This window comes from Arthrobacter sp. Leaf69, assembly GCF_001422645.1.
Taxonomy (GTDB): Bacteria; Actinomycetota; Actinomycetes; order Actinomycetales; family Micrococcaceae; genus Arthrobacter.
On sequence record NZ_LMLR01000015.1, the window covers coordinates 49,286 to 71,321 of the forward strand.

General features: G+C 66.4%; 22 protein-coding genes. 17 read left to right on the forward strand and 5 right to left on the reverse strand.

From position 1 onward, the window contains the following. Positions 1-5: 5 nt before the first annotated feature. From ASE96_RS16565 to ASE96_RS16590, 6 genes are all read left to right on the forward strand, one after another. Positions 6-362: a VOC family protein gene (locus ASE96_RS16565; RefSeq protein ID WP_056432989.1), complete on the forward strand. Its 357-nt coding sequence runs from the start codon at positions 6-8 to the stop codon at positions 360-362. Positions 363-486: 124 nt separating this feature from the next. After that, positions 487-1,062 carry a hypothetical protein gene (locus ASE96_RS16570; protein WP_056432992.1) on the forward strand — a complete coding sequence of 192 codons (576 nt, stop codon included), beginning with the start codon at positions 487-489 and terminating at the stop codon, positions 1,060-1,062. Between the two features lie 10 nt (positions 1,063-1,072). Then, positions 1,073-1,906, forward strand: coding sequence for an exodeoxyribonuclease III (locus tag ASE96_RS16575; protein ID WP_056432994.1), 834 nt, complete (start codon positions 1,073-1,075; stop codon positions 1,904-1,906). A gap of 17 nt (positions 1,907-1,923) precedes the next feature. Further along, positions 1,924-3,051: a tryptophan--tRNA ligase gene (gene trpS, locus ASE96_RS16580; RefSeq protein ID WP_056432997.1), complete on the forward strand. Its 1,128-nt coding sequence runs from the start codon at positions 1,924-1,926 to the stop codon at positions 3,049-3,051. Between the two features lie 4 nt (positions 3,052-3,055). Further along, on the forward strand, positions 3,056-3,721 hold the full coding sequence (locus tag ASE96_RS16585) for a 2'-5' RNA ligase family protein (RefSeq protein WP_082492810.1): 666 nt from the start codon (positions 3,056-3,058) through the stop codon (positions 3,719-3,721). Then, positions 3,666-4,832, forward strand: a complete 1,167-nt coding sequence (locus tag ASE96_RS16590; RefSeq protein WP_056433000.1) for a YihY/virulence factor BrkB family protein — start codon at positions 3,666-3,668, stop codon at positions 4,830-4,832. The genes ASE96_RS16585 and ASE96_RS16590 overlap by 56 nt, the downstream gene beginning before the upstream one ends. Here the strand turns inward: ASE96_RS16590 and ASE96_RS16595 are convergent. The 5 genes from ASE96_RS16595 to sdhC all read right to left on the reverse strand — a co-directional run bounded on the left by ASE96_RS16595 (position 4,795) and on the right by sdhC (position 9,248). After that, complete coding sequence (locus tag ASE96_RS16595) at positions 4,795-5,559, reverse strand: alpha/beta hydrolase family protein (RefSeq protein WP_056433004.1); 765 nt, start codon at positions 5,557-5,559, stop codon at positions 4,795-4,797. The two genes, ASE96_RS16590 and ASE96_RS16595, sit on opposite strands and share 38 nt — an antisense overlap. Positions 5,560-5,657: 98 nt before the next feature. Further along, a complete protein-coding gene (locus ASE96_RS16600; RefSeq protein ID WP_056433008.1) occupies positions 5,658-6,440 on the reverse strand; it encodes a succinate dehydrogenase iron-sulfur subunit in 783 nt (260 codons plus the stop codon). Position 6,441: 1 nt separating this feature from the next. Further along, positions 6,442-8,241, reverse strand: coding sequence for a succinate dehydrogenase flavoprotein subunit (gene sdhA / locus ASE96_RS16605; protein ID WP_056433010.1), 1,800 nt, complete (start codon positions 8,239-8,241; stop codon positions 6,442-6,444). 126 nt (positions 8,242-8,367) lie between these two features. Beyond that, positions 8,368-8,865, reverse strand: a complete 498-nt coding sequence (locus ASE96_RS16610; RefSeq protein WP_056433014.1) for a succinate dehydrogenase hydrophobic membrane anchor subunit — start codon at positions 8,863-8,865, stop codon at positions 8,368-8,370. Between the two features lie 2 nt (positions 8,866-8,867). After that, complete coding sequence (gene sdhC / locus ASE96_RS16615) at positions 8,868-9,248, reverse strand: succinate dehydrogenase, cytochrome b556 subunit (RefSeq protein ID WP_082492811.1); 381 nt, start codon at positions 9,246-9,248, stop codon at positions 8,868-8,870. Positions 9,249-9,574: 326 nt separating this feature from the next. On the opposite strand from sdhC, the gene ASE96_RS16620 reads away from it, so the two are divergent. From ASE96_RS16620 to ASE96_RS16670, 11 genes are all read left to right on the forward strand, one after another. Then, entirely contained in the window at positions 9,575-10,744 is a 1,170-nt protein-coding gene (locus ASE96_RS16620) for a mannose-1-phosphate guanylyltransferase (protein WP_056433020.1), read from the forward strand. Between the two features lie 129 nt (positions 10,745-10,873). After that, complete coding sequence (locus ASE96_RS16625) at positions 10,874-12,073, forward strand: amidohydrolase (protein WP_056433023.1); 1,200 nt, start codon at positions 10,874-10,876, stop codon at positions 12,071-12,073. 200 nt (positions 12,074-12,273) lie between these two features. Beyond that, the gene (locus tag ASE96_RS16630; RefSeq protein WP_056433027.1) at positions 12,274-12,666 is read left to right on the forward strand and encodes a MarR family winged helix-turn-helix transcriptional regulator; all 393 of its coding nucleotides are present in this window, start codon (positions 12,274-12,276) and stop codon (positions 12,664-12,666) included. A 152-nt stretch (positions 12,667-12,818) separates the two neighbouring features. Next, positions 12,819-13,250 carry an organic hydroperoxide resistance protein gene (locus tag ASE96_RS16635; protein ID WP_056433031.1) on the forward strand — a complete coding sequence of 144 codons (432 nt, stop codon included), beginning with the start codon at positions 12,819-12,821 and terminating at the stop codon, positions 13,248-13,250. Then, positions 13,247-14,278: an NADP-dependent oxidoreductase gene (locus ASE96_RS16640; protein WP_056433034.1), complete on the forward strand. Its 1,032-nt coding sequence runs from the start codon at positions 13,247-13,249 to the stop codon at positions 14,276-14,278. The genes ASE96_RS16635 and ASE96_RS16640 overlap by 4 nt, the downstream gene beginning before the upstream one ends. 283 nt (positions 14,279-14,561) lie before the next feature. Next, positions 14,562-15,671 carry a BMP family lipoprotein gene (locus ASE96_RS16645; protein ID WP_442853907.1) on the forward strand — a complete coding sequence of 370 codons (1,110 nt, stop codon included), beginning with the start codon at positions 14,562-14,564 and terminating at the stop codon, positions 15,669-15,671. 167 nt (positions 15,672-15,838) lie between these two features. Next, on the forward strand, positions 15,839-17,518 hold the full coding sequence (locus ASE96_RS16650) for an ABC transporter ATP-binding protein (protein WP_056433037.1): 1,680 nt from the start codon (positions 15,839-15,841) through the stop codon (positions 17,516-17,518). Continuing rightward, entirely contained in the window at positions 17,511-18,914 is a 1,404-nt protein-coding gene (locus ASE96_RS16655; protein WP_056433040.1) for an ABC transporter permease, read from the forward strand. The genes ASE96_RS16650 and ASE96_RS16655 overlap by 8 nt, the downstream gene beginning before the upstream one ends. After that, positions 18,911-20,236, forward strand: a complete 1,326-nt coding sequence (locus tag ASE96_RS16660; protein ID WP_056433043.1) for an ABC transporter permease — start codon at positions 18,911-18,913, stop codon at positions 20,234-20,236. The genes ASE96_RS16655 and ASE96_RS16660 overlap by 4 nt, the downstream gene beginning before the upstream one ends. Before the next feature lie 2 nt (positions 20,237-20,238). Further along, entirely contained in the window at positions 20,239-20,643 is a 405-nt protein-coding gene (locus ASE96_RS16665) for a cytidine deaminase (RefSeq protein WP_056433046.1), read from the forward strand. Continuing rightward, positions 20,640-21,962, forward strand: a complete 1,323-nt coding sequence (locus ASE96_RS16670; RefSeq protein ID WP_056433049.1) for a thymidine phosphorylase — start codon at positions 20,640-20,642, stop codon at positions 21,960-21,962. The genes ASE96_RS16665 and ASE96_RS16670 overlap by 4 nt, the downstream gene beginning before the upstream one ends. The last annotated feature ends 74 nt before the right edge of the window (positions 21,963-22,036 follow it).

The window sequence follows — 22,036 nt, forward strand, 5'->3', positions numbered from 1 at the left end:
GAACCATGATCGGCAAATGGCAGGCCCTCGTCATCGACTGCGAGGACCCGGACAAACTCGCCAGCTTCTACCAGGAGCTGCTGGGCATGATCCGGGTGCAGGAGGAAGACGAATTCATTTCCATCGGCGACGCCGCCGACCGTCCCGCCATCGCGCTCCAGCGCGTTGAACGGCTGGTCCGTCCGCAGTGGCCCGACGCCGACCACCCGCAGCAGATGCACGTGGACGTGCTCGTCGGGGACCTCGACGCCGCCGAAGCGGAGGTGCTCCGGCTCGGCGCGACCAGCCTCGACGCCGGCACGGACACCTTCCGCGTCTACACGGACCCCAGCGGCCACCCGTTCTGCCTGGTCCTGTCGTAGAACCAGTCCTGTCGTAGAACCAGTCCTGTCGTAGAACCTGTCCTGTCTTAAAGCCGTGTCCCACGTCTGTTCGCCCGGGGTGGAAGCGGGCCGGGCCGCGGCGGGGGTTTGCGATAATGGGCTCATGCAATCTCTGGGCAACTCCGAGTCTTCCAAGCCGTCCGCGTACAACACCGCCACGGGCAAGTTCTCCATGCTCCGCATCAGCGGACCCGGAATGATGGTGTTTATCATCGCGTTCGTCGTCGCGGTCATCTTCGCTGCGAACCAGAACGACGTAGTCGGCTGGATCGTGGCGATCATCGCCGGCTTCTGGCTCGCCCTGGCCGCCTTCGTCGTCTTCAGCATCCAGAAGGCGGCCCGGAAGGCCGGCGCCAAGCTCACCGAAGCGCAGAACGCCTTCAACGCGGCGGCCGGCCGGGCGCCGTCGTCGGGCAGTGTTGACCACGGCAGCACCCGCGTCGTGGAGGTCCGCCGGGAAGCGGACGAGGTCCGGGACCTGAAGCTGGACCACTCGTTCAAGATCGTGCAGGTGCAGGTCCGCGTCGTCGAGCAGGAGCGGGCGAAGGGCTCGGCCTCGGACCAGGACACGATCCGGCGCGCGCTCGAGACCATCGAGATCACCGCCACTAACGCCCGGGACATGATCAAGTCCTCCGGCGGCAGGGACGAGCCCGTCTCCGGAACCATTGTCGACTAGAGTGGATCGGGTGAGCTCGGCATTGAAGAAGGACAACCTTCGCATCGCATCAGTCAACGTCAATGGCCTCCGTGCCGCCTACAAAAAGGGCATGGCGGAGTGGCTTGAGCCGCGAGAGGTGGACATCCTCTGCCTGCAGGAAGTCCGCGCGCCGGACGCGATCGTCCACGAACTGCTCGGCGAGGGCTGGTACATCCTGCACGCTGAGGCCGAGGCCAAGGGCCGCGCCGGCGTCGCGATCGCCTCCCGCACCGAACCCCAGCAAACCCGGGTGGGCATTGGCGATGACTACTTCGCCACCGCCGGGCGCTGGGTCGAAGCGGACTACACTGTCCGCAACTCGGCAGGGGAGGCCTCGCAGCTGACCGTGGCCAGCGCGTATGTGCACTCCGGCGAGGCGGGCACCCCCAAGCAGGACGACAAGTTCCGTTTCCTCGACGTCATGGTCAGCCGGCTCCCCGAACTGGCCAAACACAGCGACCACGCCCTGGTGGTGGGCGACCTCAACGTCGGCCACACGGAGCTGGACATCAGGAACTGGAAGGGCAACGTCAAACGTGCCGGCTTCCTGCCGGAGGAGCGCGCCTACTTTGACCGCTTCTTTGGCGAGGAGATCGGCTGGAAGGATGTTCACAGGGGCCTGGCGGGTAACGTCGACGGCCCCTACACTTGGTGGTCGCAACGGGGACAGGCCTTTGATAACGACACCGGCTGGCGCATTGATTACCACATGGCCACGCCCGACCTCGCTGCTGCCGCAGTGTCGGCCGTTGTTGACCGCGCACCGTCCTGGGACACCCGCTTCTCCGACCACGCCCCGCTGGTAGTGGACTACCGGCTCTAGTCTTAAGGCCTCCACGAATGACCTCTTCTTCCACTGTGACTCCCGTGAACGACCCCGGCGCCGCACCCGCCACGGCTGCCTCCGCCGCTGCCGTCCGCGCCGCCGCCCCCGTTCCCTCAACAGGGACGCGCCAGCGCATCCTCTCCGGCATGCAGCCCTCGGCGGATTCCCTGCACCTGGGCAACTACCTCGGCGCCCTGGTGAACTGGGTCCGGATGCAGGACGAGTATGACGCCGTCTTTTTCATCCCGGACCTGCACGCGATCACGGTTCCGCAGGATCCGGCCGAACTGGCCCACCGCACCCGCGTCACGGCCGCACAGTACATCGCCGGCGGCGTGGATGTGGACAAGTGCACGCTCTTTGTCCAGTCCCAGGTGCCCGAACACGCCCAGCTGGCCTGGGTCCTGAACTGCATCACCGGCTTCGGCGAGGCCTCCCGTATGACCCAGTTCAAGGACAAGGCCTCACGGCACGGCTCGGACCAGGCCAGCGTTGGGCTGTTCACCTATCCCATCCTGCAGGCCGCGGACATCCTCCTCTACCAGCCGCACGGCGTTCCGGTGGGCGAGGACCAGCGCCAGCACGTGGAGCTCAGCCGCGATCTGGCCCAGCGCTTCAACTCACGTTTCGGGGAGACCTTCAACGTTCCGGCGCCCTTCATCCAGAAGGAATCGGCGAAGATTTACGACCTGCAGCACCCCACCGCCAAGATGTCGAAGTCGGCGGAATCACCGGCGGGCCTGATCAACCTGCTGGATGATCCCAAGGTCATCACCAAGCGGATCAAATCCGCGGTGACGGATGCGGAAACGGAGATCCGGTTCGACCGCGAGGCCAAGCCGGGGGTCTCCAACCTCCTGACCATCTACTCGGCCATTACCGGCCAGAGTGTTGAGGCCCTCGTCGCCGCCTACCAGGGCAAAATGTACGGCCACCTCAAGGTTGACCTGGCCGAGGCTGTCGCGGAGCACCTGACCCCCATCCGCGACCGGGCCAACGAACTGCTGAATGACCCCGCGGAGCTTGACCGGCTGCTGGCCCTCGGCGCTGACAAGGCCCGCGAGATCGCCGCGGTCACCCTGACCGATGTCTACGCGAAGGTGGGTTTCCTGCCCTACGCCGGAACCCGGGGAGTCCGCTAGGCCAATGTCCTCCGTCAGCAAAGTCACCGCCAGCGAGCCGAAACGCGCCACCGCGCGTGCCGTCAGGCGCGCCGCTCCGGATGCCGCGGACGCGGGGGACAACGGACAGGGCAGCGAGGGCATCGGCGTCGGCGTGATCCTGGGGTTCCCGGACGAGATCGCCGAGGAGCTCCAGCGCTGGCGTGCGTCGTTCGGTGATCCCATGGCGGAAGTCATCCCGGCCCACATCACGCTGGTGACCACCACCATGACCCAGGACTGGGAAGCGACCCGCAGCCATGTCCGCGAGATCGCCAGCCAGCAGGAGCCGTTCAACGTGACCATCGCGGGCACCGGATCCTTCCGGCCGGTGTCCCCGGTGGTGTTCCTGAACGTCGAGGACGGTTTCGGGGATTGCGTGAACCTGCACCGTCAACTGCAGTCCGGACCCCTGGAACGGGACCTGCCGTTTGCCTATCACCCGCATGTCACGGTGGCCCACGACGTCGCCCCGGAAAGTCTCGACGAAGCCGAAGCGGTCCTCAAGGATTACCGGGCCACGTTCCCGGTGGCTAGCATGGGACTCTACGAGCACGATGACAACGGCATTTGGCAGCTACGGGAAGAGCTTGACTTTGGGACCAAACCTGACGACGACAGAGGCCAGGACGGCACCGCAGGCGCCCGGTAAGCCGCCCCTTCCCACCGACCTGGCCGGGCTGAAACTGGAGGTCATCCGCAAGCGGGTCGATTGGGGCAAGGCCCGGCGGTCCGGCGGCGGGCGACTGGCGTCGCTCATGGCCATGGTCGGGTGGATGCTGGCCCGGCTCAACACCTTGTTACCCCTGCGCGCTTTCCAGCACTACGGCCGCCAGCACGGCCCGCTGATGAGTGCCGGCATCGGGTTCAGGATGTTCTTCTCCATCACAGGTCTGTTGGCCACGGGGTTCTCTCTGGCCGGCCTCTTCCTGAGCGGTCAGCCGGCGCTGCTGGACCAAATCATCAAGAGCGTGGCCCTGACCGCGCCCGGCCTCCTGCAGGTGGACGGCAGCGAGGGCCTGGTTGACCCGTACGCGCTGTTGAACCCCACCAGCCTGGGCTGGGCGGCCGTGATCGCCGCCGTGGTGACGGTGTTTACGTCCCTGGGCTGGATCAGCGGCATCCGCGACGGCGTGCGGGGCATGATGCAGCTCGGCCCGCGGGGCATGAACCCGGTCCTGCAGATACTGCTCGACGTCGGCGCGCTGATCCTGCTGGGAGTGGCCCTGGTGATCAGCGCGGCAGCGTCGCTGGTGTTCGGCACGGCGGCCGACTGGGTGACGGAGCAGCTGAGCCTCGATCCGTTGCTGGCCGGCCCCCTGACCACCTCCGTGACGATCCTCGTGCCCCTGCTGCTCGGCTGGGGAACCGCCCTGATCATGTTCCGGGTGGCGGCGGGGCTGAAGCCGGCCCGCCGCGCCCTCCTGGAAGGCACCATCCTCGCCGCGGTGGGCACCACCGTGCTGCAGATTTTCAGCACCCAGCTGCTGGCCAGTGCGGGCAAGAACCCCATTCTGGCGCCCTTCGCCATCATCATCGGCCTGCTGATCTGGTTTAACCTGGTCAGCCAGGTCTACGTCATCTGCGCCGCGTGGATGGCCATCCGGGAGCAGGACCGCAACACGGCGCCGGGTACCACAACCACCGGGTGGGGCGCCCGGCGCGTCCAGCCGGGCAAAACGCCGGCGGAGCCCCGGCCCGGGCGGACGGCCTGGTCCGCGGCGTTCAGGCGTCGAGGTACTGGTCGGCCCACGCCGAAATAATCTTCCCGGCACGGGCCGCCTGGCCCTTGGCCGTCAACAGGTGATCGCTGCCCTCAAGGGACACAAAACTGCGCGGATGCCGCGCCGTCTGGAAGATGGTGCTGGCGTTCTCGATCCCCACCGTGTTGTCCGTGGGGGAGTGCATCACCAGCAGCGGCTTGCCGAGCCGCTTGATGCAGTCCGTGAGGTCCGCCTTCTCCAGGTCCTCCACGAAGTGCCGCCGGATCTCCACCCGTTTGCCGCCAAGGTCCACTTCCGCGCTACCCTCACTGAGGATCCGGTCCAGGGCGGCGTCAAACACGTGGGCCACGTGTTTGGGCGAGAACGGCGCCCCCACGGTCGCGACGGCGTCGAGTTCCGGGATGGCGCCGGCGGCAGCCAGGACGGCAGCCCCGCCGAAGGAATGGCCCACCAGCAGCGAGACGGGCCGGCCCGAGTCCCGCATGAACTCGGCCGCCTTGACGGTGTCGGCCACTTTGTGGCTAAAGGACCCCTCCGACCACATCCCCGCTGACTCGCCGAGGCCCAAGTTGTCGAACCGGAGCATGCCCACGCCGTTGTCCGCCAGGGCCTTGCACAGCCGCGACGCCGAGGGACTGTCCTTGCCCAGGGTGAAACCGTGCGAGAAGACGCCCCAGCCCTTCACCGGGCCCTCCGGGACATCAACAATGCCGGAGAGCAGTTCGCCGGTGGAACCCTGGAAGCTGACTTTTTCGGAGCGGGACACGGTGTCCCCTTTCGTGAGAGCGGGAGGACGACGACGGCGCCCCCACCCGTGAGGTGAGAGGCGCCGTCGTCGTGATGAATGCTGTGAGTGGCCGGTGGCTAGATCTTGCGGGACAGAATGGCCTGCTTGACCTCGGCGATGGCCTGCGTGACCTGGATGCCGCGCGGGCACGCTTCGGTGCAGTTGAAGGTGGTGCGGCAGCGCCACACGCCTTCCTTGTCGTTGAGGATCTCCAGGCGCATGTCGCCGGCGTCATCGCGGGAATCGAAGATGAAGCGGTGTGCGTTGACGATCGCGGCCGGGCCGAAGTACTGGCCGTCGGTCCAGAACACCGGGCAGGACGAGGTGCACGCGGCGCAGAGGATGCACTTGGTGGTGTCGTCGAACCGCTCGCGGTCCTCGGCGGACTGCAGGCGTTCCTTGGTGGGCTCGTGGCCCCGGTTGATCAGGAAGGGCATAACCTCGCGGAAGGACTGGAAGAACGGCTCCATGTCCACGATCAGGTCCTTCTCCACCGGAAGGCCCTTGATCGGCTCGACCGTGATGGGCTTGGACGTGTCCAGGTCCTTCAGGAGGGTCTTGCAGGCGAGGCGGTTGCGGCCGTTGATGCGCATCGCATCGGAGCCGCAGACGCCGTGGGCACAGGACCGGCGGAAGGAGACGCTGCCGTCCATCTCCCACTTGATCTTGTGCAGGGCGTCGAGGACTCGGTCGGTGCCGTACATGGTGACCTTGAAGTCATCCCACGTGGCGTCCTCGGAGACCTCAGGGTTGTAGCGGCGCACGCGCAGGGTCACATCGAAGGACGGGATCTCCCCGCCGCCTCCGATGTGGGCGGGCAGTTCGATCTTGGAGGCTGGCTCAGCGAGTTCAGCGGTCATCTTAGTACTTCCTCACCATCGGCTCGTAACGCGTAAAGACCACCGGTTTGGTGGCAAGCCGGATGCCCGCAATGGCCTCAGCGGAACCATCCGCCGGAGCATGCTCATCCTTATACGCCATGGAGTGCTTCATGAATTTTTCGTCGTCGCGTTCGGGGAAGTCCTCGCGGAAGTGTCCGCCGCGGGATTCCTCGCGGTGCAAGGCCGCCACGGTCATGACCTTGGCGAGCTCCAGGAGGAAGCCCAGTTCCACGGCTTCGAGGAGGTCAAGGTTGAAGCGCTTGCCCTTGTCCTGGACGCTGATGCGCTGGTACCGCTCCTCGAAGGACGCGATGTCCTTCAGGACCTGGTTCAGCGTCTCGGCGGTGCGGAACACCTGCATGTTGGCGTCCATGGTGTCCTGCAGTTCCTTGCGGATCGCAGCGACCTTCTCGGTGCCGTCGGAGGTGCGGACGTGGTCCAGCAGGTTCAGCGTGTAGGCCTCCGGGTCAGCGGGGAGCTCCACGAAGTCCGCGGTCTTGGCGTATTCCGCGGCGGCGATGCCGGCGCGCTTGCCGAAGACGTTGATGTCCAGCAGGGAGTTGGTGCCCAGGCGGTTGGAGCCGTGCACGGACACGCAGGCCACCTCACCGGCGGCGTAGAGGCCCGGGACCACGGTGTCGTTGTCCTGGAGCACCTCGGCGCTGATGTTGGTGGGGATGCCGCCCATGGCGTAGTGCGCCGTCGGGAACACCGGAACCGGCTCCGTGTACGGCTCGACGCCGAGGTAGGTGCGGGCGAACTCGGTGATGTCCGGCAGCTTGGCATCGATGTGCGCCGGCTCAAGGTGCGTCAGGTCCAGGAGGACGTAGTCCTTGTTGGGGCCGCAGCCGCGTCCCTCGCGGACTTCGTTGGCCATGGAGCGGGCCACGATGTCGCGGGGGGCGAGGTCCTTGATGGTGGGGGCGTAGCGCTCCATGAAGCGCTCACCCTCGGAGTTGCGCAGGATGGCGCCTTCGCCGCGGGCAGCCTCGGAGAGGAGGATGCCCAGGCCGGCGAGGCCTGTCGGGTGGAACTGGAAGAACTCCATGTCCTCCAGGGGGATGCCGCGGCGGAACGCGATGCCCATGCCGTCGCCGGTGAGGGTGTGCGCGTTGGACGTGGTCTTGAAGACCTTGCCGGCGCCGCCGGAGGCGAACACCACGGACTTGGCCTGGAAGACGTGCAGTTCACCGGAGGCGAGGTCGTAGGAGACGACGCCGGCAACACGCTTCTGCTTGTACGCGGTGCCGTCCTCGCGGACGGCGTCTTCCTCGACGGTCAGCAGGTCAAGGACGTAGTACTCGTTGTAGAACTCGACGTTGTGCTTGACGCAGTTCTGGTACAGGGTCTGGAGGATCATGTGGCCGGTGCGGTCCGCGGCGTAGCAGGCGCGGCGGACCGGAGCCTTTCCGTGGTCGCGGGTGTGGCCGCCGAAACGGCGCTGGTCGATCCGGCCCTCGGGCGTGCGGTTGAACGGCAGGCCCATCTTTTCCAGGTCCAGAACGGCGTCGATCGCTTCTTTCGCCATAACCTCGGCCGCGTCCTGGTCGACCAGGTAATCGCCGCCCTTGATGGTGTCGAAGGTGTGCCACTCCCAGTTGTCCTCTTCGACGTTGGCCAGGGCTGCGCACATGCCGCCCTGCGCCGCGCCGGTGTGGGAGCGGGTGGGGTACAGCTTGGTCAGTACTGCTGTTCGGGCGCGCTGACCGGATTCGATCGCCGCGCGCATCCCGGCGCCACCGGCACCGACGATGACGACGTCGTACTTATGGACCTGCATACCAGACGCTCTTTCTCTCAAAATTCGCTAACAACACCGGCCGGCGGAGCCAGCCCGGTGAAATCTCGTGGAACTCCCTGGCCTGCACCGGGCAGGCAGGGATCGGTTGCCGCTGGGGTCGCGCCGCTACGGGGCGGGGCAGAAGCCGCCGGGCAGCTGGACGCCGTTCACGACGGGGCAAGGGTCAAACGTGAAGATGACCAGGGTGCCCAGGATGATGATGACGGTGGTGGCCGCGTAGAGCACGATCTTCAGCCACAGGCGCGTGGCGTCCTTTTCGGCGTAATCGTTGATGATGGTGCGCACACCGTTGGTGCCGTGCAGCATGGCGAGCCACAACATGGCCAGGTCCCAGATCTGCCAGAACGGGTCGGCCCACTTGCCGGCCACAAAACCGAAGTCGATCGCGTGGATGCCTTCGCCCACCAGGAGGTTGACGAACAGGTGTCCGAAGATCAGCACCACCAGGACAACGCCGGAGAGCCGCATGAAGAGCCATGCGAGCATTTCGAAGTTCCCCTTGGAACTGCCGTTGCGGCGGTACTGAGGAGCGATCCGGTTGCTGCCCACCTTGGCGGCGGGCGCCTTGGCGCTGCGCGGGCTCTGAATCTCAGTTGCACTCATGGCTAGTGACCTCCAAGGGCGAGGGAAAGGTGGCGGATGGAGAAGCCCACCATGACGACAGCCCAGAGAATGAGCACCGTCCACAGCATCTGGCGCTGGTACTTGGCGCCCTTCTTCCAGAAGTCGACGGCGATGATCCGCAGGCCGTTGAAGGCGTGGAACACGATCGCTGCGACAAGGCCCGTTTCACCCAGGGCCATCAGGGGGTTCTTGTAGGCACCGATCACGGCGGTGTAGGCCTCGGGGGACACACGCACCAGTGAGGTGTCCAGCACATGGACCAACAAGAAGAAAAAGATCACTACACCGGTAATGCGATGTCCAACCCAGGACCACATGCCTTCACGGCCGCGGTACAAGGTGCCAGCTGGTTTTGTCGGCACTGAATAAACCTCCCTGCAACACAGCGGCGCTGGCATGGGATCCACGCGGGGGGAACGCCTGCTGCGAGAGCACTCGTAAGCTCAAGCCTAAATCTAGGCTTCGCTTACAGCTTATTCAATTCAGCCACCCCTCGGTGACGGCGCCCGGCGGGGATTTTCCCGGGTTTTGAGACGAACGCCACATTCGTTGGGGTGCTGGGCCCCCGGGGAGTTCCTTCCCAGCGCTCCGGCGCCCGGTGCAGGATGCGCCTTCCTGTGCAGAGTGCGGTGTCGTGTCCGCCGCCGGATCAGGGACCGACGCATCACGGTCGGCTAAAGTAGCGGTGATGACTACAGACAATGTGACAAGCCAGGACTCGCCGCAGGTATCGGCGCAGGTATCTGCTCAGGGTTCGGCCCTGGGCCGCTTTATCGCGGTGATTCCTGCCGGCGGCGTGGGAACCCGGCTCTGGCCGCTGTCCAGGGCAGCAGCCCCCAAGTTCCTTCACGACCTCACGGGCTCGGGCAGCACCCTCCTGCGTTCCACCTACGACCGGCTTGAGCCGCTCGCCGGCAAACACATCCTTGTGGTGACCGGCATGGCCCACCGCGACGCTGTCTGCAACCAGCTCCCCGAGATCGACGACGCCGACCTCGTGCTCGAGAGCGAACCCAAAGACTCCGGCGCCGCCATTGGCCTGGCCGCGGCGATCCTGCACGAGCGCAATCCCGACACCATCATGGGATCGTTCGCCGCGGACCAGGTGATCAGCCCCGATGAGCTGTTTCACGATGCTGTCCGTGAGGCCATCCACGCGGCCGCGGCCGGCAAGATCGTCACGATCGGCATCAAGCCCACCCACCCGTCCACCGGCTTCGGCTACATCCGGGCCGGGAAGAACCTCGGGGTGGACGGCGCCCCCAGCGCCCAGGCCGTCGTCGAGTTCGTGGAAAAGCCCAGCGAGGAGATCGCCCAGGAGTACCTCGACAGCGGCGAATATGTCTGGAACGCCGGAATGTTCGTGGCACCCGTCTCGCTGATGCTCAAGCACCTCGAAGCCAACGAACCCGAGCTTTTCGCCGGGGTCCAGGAAATCGCCCGGGCCTGGGACACCCCGCAGCGCGACGAGGTCAAGTCCCGCGTCTGGCCCACCCTGCCCAAGATTGCGATTGACTACGCGGTGGCCGAACCGGCCGCCGCCGCCGGTGATGTCGCCGTCGTTCCCGGCACGTTCCGTTGGGACGACGTCGGGGACTTCGCCTCGGTGGGCCGGCTCCACAGCGCGAAGGAAGTCAAGGACGTCACCGTGATCGGTGAAGGCGCCCGCGTCTTCACCGAGGACGCGAGCGGCGTGGTGGTCTCCGATACCCAGCGCGTGATCGCGCTGATCGGCATCAAGGACGTGGTCGTGGTGGACACCCCTGACGCCCTCCTGGTGATGCACAAGGAACATTCGCAGCGCGTGAAGCAGGCTGTCGACGCGCTCAAGGCCAGCGGCGACACCGACGTTCTCTAATTCCGGCGTCCTTTCGTTCCGGCGTCCTCCGGGCCCTTCGGCCCTACCGGGGGCGCCGGAAGTGTTTCCCGGTTCGTAACGCGCCGGACGCGATGCCGCTATTTATTGTCCGCTCGCTAGAGTTATTCTGTGCGCAACTACTCTACTGAAGCTGAGCCCACCACATTGGTGGGGCCGTGGCTCGAGCCTCTCCTGCCGGAGCTGATCGCCTTCCGGCGGGACCTGCACGCACACCCGGAGCTCTCTTTCAAGGAATTCCGCACCACGGACAAGCTCGCCAAGCGGCTCGAGGAAGCCGGACTCAAACCCCGGCGCCTCGAAGGGACGGGCCTGACGGTTGACATCGGCGACGGCCCGATCGCCACCGCCCTGCGCGGCGACATTGACGCCCTGCCCATCATCGAGGAAACCGGGCTGCCGTTCGCCTCGAAGAACCACGGCGTCACCCACGCCTGCGGCCACGATGTCCACACCGCGACCATGCTCGGGGCGGCCCTGGTGCTGCAGCGGATGCACGAGGAGTCGCCGCTGCGCGGTTCCGTGCGGATCATCTTCCAGCCGGCCGAGGAAACCATGCCCGGCGGCGCCCAGAGCTGCATCGAGCAGGGCGTCCTCGAGGGTGTTCCCCGGATCCTGGCGCTGCACTGCGACCCCCGGATCGAGGTGGGAAAGATCGGCACCCGGATAGGTGCCATCACCTCCGCCTCGGACACCATCAAGATCGAGCTGACCGGCCGCGGCGGCCACACCTCCCGCCCGCACCTGACCGAGGAACTCGTCTTCGCCCTCGCCCAGATTGCGGTCAACGTTCCGGCGGTCCTGTCCCGCCGGGTTGACGTCCGCAGCGGCGTCTCGGTCGTCTGGGGCCACATTTCGGCCGGCTCCGCCCCCAACGCGATCCCGGCCAGCGGCTACATGGCCGGCACCATGCGCTGCCTGGACCGCGACGCCTGGCACAGCGCCGGCAAGATCCTCGACGAGGTGGTGCAGCAGATCGCCGCACCGTACGGCGTCGACGTGCACCTGGAACACACCCGCGGCGTGCCTCCCGTGGTGAACTCCGAACACGAGACCGCCCTGATCGAAGCCGCCGCCCGTGCCGAGATCGGCGAAGGCGCCGTTGTCCTGACCCCGCAGTCGATGGGCGGCGAGGACTTCGCCTGGTTCCTCGCGGACCTCCCTGGCGCCATGATGCGCCTCGGCACCAAGACCCCCGGCGGCGAGGAGTACGACCTGCACCGCGGAGACTACATCCTGGACGAACGCGCGCTGGGCCTGGGCGTCCAGGTCCTCACCGCCGCGGCGCTGCGCACCATCCGCGACCTCTAACCGGGGCGCGGGTGGGCACGCCCCCGCCCAGGTGAGACTTCGCGCCCATCCTGCGGAGTGTTATGGCGCGAACCCTCACCTCGGCGCAACAAGGGCAGCGTATTTGAGTTGTGCACAATTTAATTGTGGGCTATCTTATTTATGTGACCAACGCTCCCCGTGACAACGCCCCCCGACTCGACAAGCAGTTGTGCTTCGCCATGTACTCGGCTTCGAGGGCGGCGACGGCGGCGTACCGCCCCATCCTCGACGAACTCGGCCTGACGTACCCGCAGTACCTCGTCATGCTGGTGCTCTGGGAGGCTCAACCCCGCAGCGTCCGGGAACTGGGGGAGGAGCTGGGACTCGACTCTGGCACACTCTCGCCGCTGCTCAAGCGGCTCGAGGCGCTGGGCTTCGTGGAACGGCGCCGGTCCGCGGCGGACGAACGCCGGGTGGAGGTCTTCCTGACCGACGCCGGCTCGGCACTCAGTACGCGGGCGTCCGCCATCCCGCAGCGCCTCGCTGACGCCGCCGGGCTTTCGCCCGCCGAACTTGAGCAGCTCCGCGAGACCCTCGGCCGGCTCACCGCCGCCCTGCACGGCTCCCACTGAAGCCCTCGCGCCAGCGGCCGACGTCGAAACCCGCACGCCGACGTCGAAATCGCCGGGGGCGCGCCAGTTCGCCGGAAGCATACGGCGCCTGCGCAGGTTTCCGGCGTGTTCGCCGCCGGCCACCAGATTTTTCCCAACAGATTGGATTTCCCATGAAGACTCTCTACACAGCCGAGGCCCTGGCTTCGGGCGAAGGCCGCGACGGCACCGCCGTCACCAAGGACGGCCGGCTGAGCGTGGCCCTGGCCAGCCCGGTGGAACTCGGCGGCAACGGCGAAGGGACCAACCCGGAACAGCTCTTCGCCGCCGGTTACGCCGCCTGTTTCCACTCCGCCCTGCGCCTCGTGGGGCGGCGGCAGAAGGCCGACCTCACGGATTCCGCCGTCGCCGCCAAGATCCACCTTGGCGCCCTCGCCGACGGATCCGGCTACGGCATCGCCGCTGAACTCGAGATCGCCCTGCCTGCCGTTGACCGGGAAACGGCGGAGGCCCTGGTCGCCCAGGCGCACGACGTCTGCCCCTACTCCAACGCCACCCGCGGAAACATTACTGTCGACATCAAGATCCTGGAGGTCGCCGCATGAGCGCCAACACCGAAACCACCACCCGTCCCGCCACAACCCGCGAGATCCAGCTGGCGTCCCGCCCGCACGGCCGGCCCGTGCCGGAGAATTTCCGCCTGGCCGAGACCGCCTTGCCTGAACTCCAGGACGGCCAGGTCCTGGTCCGCAACCTCTTCATCTCGGTGGACCCCTACATGCGCGGCCGGATGAACGATGTCAAGTCCTACTCGGCGCCGTTCGCGCTGGACGCCGCGCTCGACGGCGGCGCCGTCGGCGAGGTCATCGCCTCCCGTTCCGCTGACCGCCAGGTGGGCGACGCCGTCGTCCATTCCCTGGGCTGGCGTGAATATGCCGTGCTCGACGCCGGCGCCACCACCCCCGCCCGCACCGATCTGGCCCCCGCGCAGGCTTTCCTCGGCGCGCTGGGCATGACCGGCCTGACGGCGTATGCCGGCCTGCTCAAGGTCGCGGACTTCAAGGCCGGGGAAGTCGTCTTCGTCTCAGGCGCCGCAGGTGCCGTCGGCTCCCTCGTGGGGCAGATCGCCAAGGCCATGGGCGCCTCCCGCGTCATCGGCAGCGCGGGGTCGCCGGAAAAGGTGGCCCGGCTGCTGGAGCTGGGTTTTGATGCGGCGTTTAACTACCACGACGGCCCGGTGGCCAAGCAGCTTGCCGAGGCTGCCGGCGAACGCGGGATCGACGTCTACTTCGACAACGTCGGCGGGGAGCACCTTGAAGCTGCGCTGTCGGCGCTCACGGTCGGTGGCCGCGTGGCCATGTGCGGAGCGATCTCGCAGTACAACGCGACAGAGCCCACGCCGGCTCCGCGGAACCTCATGCAGGCCATCGGCAAGCAGTTGACCCTCAAGGGATTCCTGGTCGGCGGCTACTGGCAGCACATGGCCGAGTTCGTCGAAACCATGTCCGGCTGGCTCGCGGACGGCACCGTGCGCTACGACGAGACCATCGTGGATGGACTGGAGAACGCTCCACAGGCGTTCATGGACCTCCTGGACGGCGCCAACACCGGCAAGATGCTGGTCCGCCTCTAAGCCCGTAGGCCCCACCCCGCCCACTCGCGGAAAGCCCCGCTCCGGAATGCCGGTGCGGGGCTTTCCACGTCTACCGCTTGGTAACAAGTTCTCAACAATCTGTGGAATCGCTGTGAACTGTGCTACTTGGACGTGTCTCAGGCCACTAAAGTGTCTTGCATCAGTGCGCCTTGGCGCAGTGCTGCGAAATCCATCAGTGAAAACAGCGTTTCAGCGGCCACGCCGCCAACAGACACTCATTGAGCACCCGTCGTAGCGCCTACTTTTTCTTCCTGGAGGAACATTGAAGAACTCTCTGCGTGCAACCGTCAAGCGCGGTTCGATGGCCGGAGTCGCCACCGCCGGTGCGGCTGCACTTCTGCTGACCGGCTGCGGCGCCGCCCCGACGACCGGCAGCAGCGCGGCCCCCACGGCCAGCGACTACACAGGCTGCATCGTCTCCGACTCGGGCGGATTCGACGACCAGTCGTTCAACCAGTCCTCCTACGAGGGTCTGAAGAAGGCTGAGCAGGACCTGGGCATCAAGGTCAACCAGGCCGAGTCCAAGACCAACAACGACTTCGAGCCGAACCTCCGCGCCATGGTCTCCGCCGGCTGCGACCTGACCGTCACGGTGGGCTTCCTGCTCGGCGACGCCACCAAGTCCCAGGCCACGGCCAACCCGGACAGCCACTTCGCCATCATCGACTTCGGCTACGAGACCCCGATCAGCAACGTCAAGCCGATCATCTACGACACGGCCCAGGCTGCGTTCCTCGCCGGCTACCTCGCCGCCGGAACCACCAAGACCGGAACGGTTGCCACCTTCGGCGGCATCAAGATCCCCACGGTCACCATCTTCATGGACGGCTACGCCGACGGCGTCAAGTACTACAACGAGCAGAAGGGCAAGGACGTCAAGGTTCTTGGCTGGGACAAGGCCAAGCAGGACGGTTCCTTCACCGGTGACTTCGAAAAGCAGGACAAGGGCAAGCAGTTCACCCAGAACTTCCTGGACCAGGGCGCGGACATCGTCATGCCCGTCGCTGGCCCGGTCGGCAAGGGTGCCGGTGCGGCCCTGAAGGAAGCCAAGGCCGCAGGCAAGGACGTCAAGCTCATCTGGGTTGACTCCGACGGCTTCCTCACGGCACCGGACTACAAGGACATCATGCTCTCCTCCGTTATGAAGCTGATGGGCGAGGCCGTTGAAACCGTTGTGAAGCAGGACAAGGACGGCGAATTCAACAACACTCCGTACGTTGGCACCCTCGCAAACGACGGCGTCCAGCTGGCTCCGTTCCACGACCTGGACTCCCAGGTTCCGGCGGAACTGAAGTCCGAGCTGGAGCAGATCAAGAAGGACATCGCCGACGGCAAGCTGAAGGTTGAATCCGCAGCCAGCCCGAAGGTCTAACGTCCTTTCGCTAAGCGCCACGGCCCGTCCGGTCACCACCGCACGGGCTGTGGCGCTTTTCGTTGAGCGGACCGGCTCCGCTTCCGGCTGCAGGCACTAGGCTGGGTCTGCAGCCCCATCATCCGTCCGAGCCATGACTGCCGGACACTTCGAGATTGGTCAGAGTTTTGAAACTTGAACTCAAGGGGATCACCAAACGCTTCGGCTCCCTGGTAGCCAACGATCACATTGATGTGGTTGTTGAACCCGGGCAGATTCATTGTCTGCTCGGCGAGAACGGCGCGGGTAAGTCCACGCTGATGAACGTCCTGTATGGACTGTACGAGCCCACCGAGGGCCAGATCCTCATCGACGACAAACCCGTCACTTTCCGCGGCCCCGGCGACGCCATGGCCGCGGGCATCGGCATGGTGCACCAGCACTTTATGCTGGTCCCGGTTTTCACGGTGGCCGAAAACGTCGCGCTGGGCGCCGAAGCCACCAAGGCCGGCGGATTCCTGAACCTGGATGACACCCGCCGGAAGATCAAGGAGATCTCGGACCGCTACGGCTTCGACGTCGACCCCGATGCGATGGTCGAGGACCTCCCGGTCGGCGTGCAGCAGCGTGTGGAAATCATCAAGGCACTGGTCCGCGACGCCAAGGTGCTCATCCTCGATGAGCCCACGGCCGTGCTGACCCCGCAGGACACCGATGAGCTGCTGGACATCATGCGCCAGCTCAAGAGCCACGGCACCTCGATCGTCTTCATTTCGCACAAGCTCCGCGAGGTCAAGGCCGTCTCCGACACCATCACCGTGATCCGGCGCGGCAAGGTGGTCGGCAGCGCCGATCCCGGCGCCTCGACGACAGAACTGGCTTCCTTGATGGTGGGCCGGGCCGTGAACCTGACCCTGGACAAGGCCCCGGCCAAGCCCCAGGAGACCACTTTCCAGGTCAAGGACCTCACCGTGATCGCGCCCAGCGGCCAGCACGTCGTGGACGGCATCAGCTTCGACATCGCACGCGGCGAGATCCTCGCCGTCGCGGGCGTCCAGGGCAACGGCCAGACGGAACTGACCGAGGCCATCCTGGGCCTCCATGAACGCGCCCAGGGATCGATCCTGCTGGACGGCGAGGAACTCCTGGGCCGCAGCGTCAAGGACGTCCTCAACGCCGGCGTCGGCTTCGTGCCGGAAGACCGCTCGGTGGACGGACTGATCGGCACCTTCTCGATCGCCGAGAACCTGATCCTGGACCGCTATGACAAGGCCCCGTTCGCCAAGGGCATCAGCATGAGCCCGGCCACGGTCCTGGAGAACGCCAAGACCCGGATCGAAGAGTTCGACGTGCGCACCCCGTCAGGGTCGCTCGCGGCCGGCACACTGTCCGGCGGCAACCAGCAGAAAGTCGTGATGGCCCGGGAACTCTCCCGGCCGCTGCGGCTGTTCATCGCCTCCCAGCCCACCCGCGGCGTGGACGTCGGATCCATCGAATTCCTGCACAAGCGCATCGTGGCCGAGCGCGACCACGGCACCCCCGTGATGATCGTCTCCACCGAACTGGACGAGGTGATCGAGCTCGCCGACCGGATCGCCGTGCTCTACAAGGGAAAGCTGGTCGGGATTGTCCCGGCCGGCACCGGTCGTGACGTCCTCGGCCTGATGATGGCGGGGCTGTCCCCGGAGGAAGCCCTCGCGGACGCCGCGAGGAAGCAGCCGGCCACGGATCCCGGGGGAGCGGCTGCCGCCGACGCTGCCGCCGGCGCTGCCGCTGGACCCGCCCCAACCAAAGAATCGAACCAGGCGCCCGCCGCCCACCCCGTGCAGGAGTCCAGCTCCGGCGCTGTAGGAGACGACCATGAGTGAGAACAACCAGCCGCGACACTCGGCTGAACCGGATCCGGAGCGGATTCCCACAACCCAGTCCCCGGATGCGGGGCCCCAGGACCCCCTGGGGGACGACGCCGAATTCGTGACCACGCTGGACACCGCCGGCGGGGCGATGCGGCCATCGGCTGTCCCGGTCTCCGCCCAGAGCGGGAAGATCCCCGGCGCTGAGGAACCGGATTCGGTGCTGCGCAAGATCTTCACCGGCAACGGCATTGTCACCATCCTGGCCGTCCTCCTCGCCCTGTTCCTTGGCGGACTCCTCATTGCCGCCACGGACAAGGTGGTCGCGGCCACGTCGAGCTACTTCTTCGCCCGGCCCACCGATTTCCTCGCCGCGGTCTGGTCAGCGGCCACGGGCTCCTACGTCGCGCTCTTCCAGGGATCGGTCTTCAACCCCCGGGGCAACGGCGTTGCCGGACAGTTCGCCCCGCTGATGGAAACCCTCACCATCGCCACACCGCTCATCACCGCCGGCCTCGGCGTCGCACTGGCCTTCCGTGCGGGCCTGTTCAACATCGGTGCGCAGGGGCAGATCATCATGGCCGGCATCCTGGCCGCCTGGGTGGGCTTCGCCCTGGACCTGCCGGTGGGGCTTCACCTGCTGCTCGTCCTGATTGCAGGCATCGTCGGCGGTGCCGTCTGGGGCGGCCTCGTGGGCGTGCTCAAGGCGAGAACCGGCGCCCATGAGGTCATCGTGACCATCATGTTCAACTACATCGCCCTCTACTTCCTGCGGTACCTGCTGGACACGGACTTGTTCCAGCGGCCGGGGGAGACCACCCCGATTTCCCCGATCCTGGACCCGTCTGCCCTGTATCCGCAGATCTTCGGCAGCCAGTACCGGCTGCACCTTGGCTTCCTGCTGGCCATCGCGGCGACAGTTTTTGTCTCGTGGCTGTTGAACCGGTCCACGATCGGTTTCGAATTCCGCGCCGTCGGTGCCAACCCCAAGGCGGCGCTGACCGCCGGAATCAACGTTCCCCGCGCCACCATTCTGGTCATGACCCTGGCCGGCGGCCTGGCCGGCCTGGCCGGCGTCGCGCAGGTGGCGGGCACCGAAAAGGTCCTCACAGACGGTGTCGCGGCGACCTACGGCTTTGACGCCATCACCGTCGCACTGCTGGGACGTTCGACGCCGTGGGGCACGTTCGCCGCCGGCATCCTGTTCGGCGCCTTCCGCGCCGGTGCGGTCCAGATGCAGATCCAGACCGGCACCCCGATCGACATCGTGCTGGTGGTCCAGTCGCTCATCGTGCTGTTCATCGCGGCGCCGCCGCTGGTCCGGGCGATCTTCGGAATGAACCCCCGCAAGAAGAAGGCCGCAACCGCCGGCAAGACCCAGAAGGCAGCAACCACCGGAGGTGCAGCATGAGCACAACAGCAACAGCGCCCGTACCGGGTGGCCCGCAGGGCAAGCCGGAGCAGGCAAAGGAACGCAAGCAGACAGTATCGGCCAAACCCGTCACGTGGAAACTGCCCGTGACACTGATGGTGCTGGCCGTCGTCGCGTTCATCTTCTTTGGCCTGATGGGTCCCCAAAAGACCGCCAAGTTCGGCGTATCCTCCGGCGGGGACTTCTTCCAGTTGCCCGCGATCGAAGTGCCCGCCTTCCTGTCCGGCATCGTGCTCTCCGTGATCTTGCTCGTCCTGGCCGGCTACTCGATGGTCCTGAAAACGAACAACCGGCATTCCCCGCGCTGGTTGCCGGTGGTGTTCACTGTCATCTTCGTGGTTGCCTTCCTGATTTGGGTGGTCGGCGGCGCCAGGACCCCCAGCATCTCGCTGGCCGGCCTCATCGCCGGGTCCGTGACCCTCGCCGTCCCGATTGTCTTCGGCTCCCTCTCCGGTGTCCTGTGCGAACGCGCCGGCGTCGTGAACATCGCCATCGAGGGCCAGCTCCTCGGCGGCGCCTTCACGGCCGCGATTGTCGCCAGCCTCACCGACAACCCCTACCTCGGCTTGGTCGCGGCCGCCGTGGCGGGCGCCCTCGTGTCGATGGTGCTGGCCGTGTTCAGCATCAAGTACGTCGTCAACCAGATCATCGTCGGTGTGGTGCTCAACGTCCTGGTCTCGGGCCTCACCGGCTTCCTGTTCAGCACCGTGATGCAGGCGAACAAGGAAATGTTCAACTCGCCCGGCAGGCTACCCATCATCGAAATCCCGATCCTGTCCAGCATTCCGGTCATCGGTCCCATCCTGTTCAAGCAGTCCGTCGTGGGCTACCTCATGTACGTCGCCGTGATTGTTGTATGGATCGGGCTGTTCAAAACCAAGTGGGGCCTGCGTGTCCGCTCCGTCGGTGAACACCCGCAGGCCGCCGACACCCTGGGCATCAAGGTCAACGCGACCCGCTTCTGGAACGTCACGCTGGGCGGCGCCGTCGCCGGCATCGGCGGATCCTTCTTCACGCTCGTGGCGATTGACAGCTTCACGAAGGAGATTTCCGGTGGCCGAGGCTTCATCGCCCTCGCCGCAATGATCCTGGGCCGCTGGAACCCGATCGGGGCGTTCTTCGCCGCGCTGCTGTTCGGCTTCGCCGACAACCTGCAAAGCATCGTGACGATCATCGGCACCCCGGTGCCGAGCCAGTTCATGGCGATGCTGCCATACCTCGTGACCGTGTTCGCCGTCGCCGGGCTCGTCGGCCGCTCGCGGCCACCGGCCGCAAGCGGCATACCGTACGTCAAGGGTTGACGATGGACAGCGCCGACGTCGACTGGGCCGCCCTCGAGGCCGCCGCGGTCGCCGCCATGGAGAACGCCTATGCGCCGTATTCGAAGTTCGCGGTGGGGGCAGCAGCCCTCACCGCGGACGGCCGGATTGTCAGCGGCTGCAATGTCGAAAACGCCAGCTACGGGCTGACGCTGTGCGCCGAGTGCGCCCTTGTGGGCAATCTGCACATGACCGGAGGCGGCCTGCTCCGCGCCTTCTACTGCGTAGATGCTGGCGGTAATGTCCTGATGCCTTGCGGACGTTGCCGGCAGTTGCTGTACGAATTCAGGGCTCCCGACATGGAGCTCATGACCACCCAGGGAATCAAGACCATGGACCAGGTCCTTCCCGATGCCTTTGGCCCCCAACACCTGGAGGAACCCCGGTGACACAGACCACCAGCAACACTGAAGCATTCGACGCCGTCGACATCATCCGCATCAAGCGGGACAAGGGTGTCCTCAGCCCGGCCCAGATCGACTGGACCATCGACGCGTACACCCGCGGCGCCATCGCCGACGAGCAGATGGCCGCACTGAACATGGCGATCCTGCTCAACGGCATGGACCGGGCCGAGATCTCCCGCTGGACGGCGGCAATGATCGCGTCCGGCGAGCGAATGGACTTTTCCAGCCTGCGCCGCCCCGACGGCAGTGGGAAGCCCACCTCCGACAAGCACTCCACCGGCGGGGTGGGGGACAAAATCACCCTCCCGCTGGCACCCCTGGTGGCCGTCTTCGGCGTTGCCGTGCCGCAGCTCTCGGGCCGCGGCCTGGGCCACACCGGCGGCACGCTGGACAAGCTCGAATCGATCCCGGGCTGGCGCGCCGCACTGAGTAACGAGGAAATGCTGGCCCAGCTCCAGGACGTCGGCGCGGTCATCTGCGCCGCCGGCGCGGGACTGGCCCCGGCGGACAAGAAGCTCTACGCGCTCCGCGATGTCACCGGAACAGTGGAGGCCATCCCGCTGATCGCGTCCTCGATCATGAGCAAGAAAATCGCCGAAGGCACCGGTTCGCTGGTGCTGGACGTCAAGGTGGGCAGCGGCGCTTTTATGAAGGACGAGGCCCGCGCCCGCGAACTCGCCGAGACCATGGTGGCCCTGGGCAAGGACGCCGGCGTCAACACGGTGGCCCTGCTCACCAACATGAACACGCCGCTGGGCCTCACCGCCGGCAACGCGATCGAGGTCGAGGAATCGGTGGAGGTCCTTGCCGGCGGGGGACCGGAAGACGTCGTCGAACTCACCGTCCGGCTCGCAGAGGAAATGCTGGCGTGCGCCGGCGTCCGCGACGCCGATCCCCGGGCCGCGCTCCGCGACGGCCGGGCCATGGACGTCTGGAACCGGATGATCGAGGCGCAGGGCGGGGACCCTCGCGCCAAGCTTCCGGTCGCCCGGGAATCCGAGGTCATCTACGCCCCGGCCGACGGCGTGCTGGTGGAGCTCGACGCGATGGCCGTCGGCGTCGCGGCCTGGCGCCTCGGCGCCGGACGTGCCCGCAAGGAGGACCAGGTCCAGGCCGGCGCCGGCGTGCGGATGCACGCCAAGCCGGGCGCCACGGTCAAGGCCGGTGAGCCGCTCATGACGCTCCTGACGGACACCCCGGAGAAGTTCGAGCGGGCCCGGGAAGCGCTGGAGCACGCCGTCGTGATTGCCCCGGAAGGCTCCCGCCCGGCGCAGCAGCTCATCATCGACCGCATCTCCTAGCAGCCGGCAGCAGCCCGTTGCCCCATCACTTGTGGTCGCTAAACCCCCGGGTTGGCGACCACAAGTGATAGGGC

Coding starts and splice junctions, on each gene's coding strand:
- ASE96_RS16660 (WP_056433043.1), top strand. CDS start 18,911: ATGAGCACAACAGCAACAGCGCCCGTACCGGGTGGCCCGCAGGGCAAG.
- ASE96_RS16635 (WP_056433031.1), top strand. CDS start 12,819: ATGAAGACTCTCTACACAGCCGAGGCCCTGGCTTCGGGCGAAGGCCGC.
- ASE96_RS16665 (WP_056433046.1), top strand. CDS start 20,239: ATGGACAGCGCCGACGTCGACTGGGCCGCCCTCGAGGCCGCCGCGGTC.
- ASE96_RS16570 (WP_056432992.1), top strand. CDS start 487: ATGCAATCTCTGGGCAACTCCGAGTCTTCCAAGCCGTCCGCGTACAAC.
- ASE96_RS16640 (WP_056433034.1), top strand. CDS start 13,247: ATGAGCGCCAACACCGAAACCACCACCCGTCCCGCCACAACCCGCGAG.
- ASE96_RS16565 (WP_056432989.1), top strand. CDS start 6: ATGATCGGCAAATGGCAGGCCCTCGTCATCGACTGCGAGGACCCGGAC.
- trpS (WP_056432997.1), top strand. CDS start 1,924: ATGACCTCTTCTTCCACTGTGACTCCCGTGAACGACCCCGGCGCCGCA.
- ASE96_RS16630 (WP_056433027.1), top strand. CDS start 12,274: ATGTACTCGGCTTCGAGGGCGGCGACGGCGGCGTACCGCCCCATCCTC.
- ASE96_RS16620 (WP_056433020.1), top strand. CDS start 9,575: ATGACTACAGACAATGTGACAAGCCAGGACTCGCCGCAGGTATCGGCG.
- ASE96_RS16655 (WP_056433040.1), top strand. CDS start 17,511: ATGAGTGAGAACAACCAGCCGCGACACTCGGCTGAACCGGATCCGGAG.
- ASE96_RS16610 (WP_056433014.1), bottom strand. CDS start 8,865: ATGAGTGCAACTGAGATTCAGAGCCCGCGCAGCGCCAAGGCGCCCGCC.
- sdhA (WP_056433010.1), bottom strand. CDS start 8,241: ATGCAGGTCCATAAGTACGACGTCGTCATCGTCGGTGCCGGTGGCGCC.
- ASE96_RS16600 (WP_056433008.1), bottom strand. CDS start 6,440: ATGACCGCTGAACTCGCTGAGCCAGCCTCCAAGATCGAACTGCCCGCC.
- ASE96_RS16585 (WP_082492810.1), top strand. CDS start 3,056: ATGTCCTCCGTCAGCAAAGTCACCGCCAGCGAGCCGAAACGCGCCACC.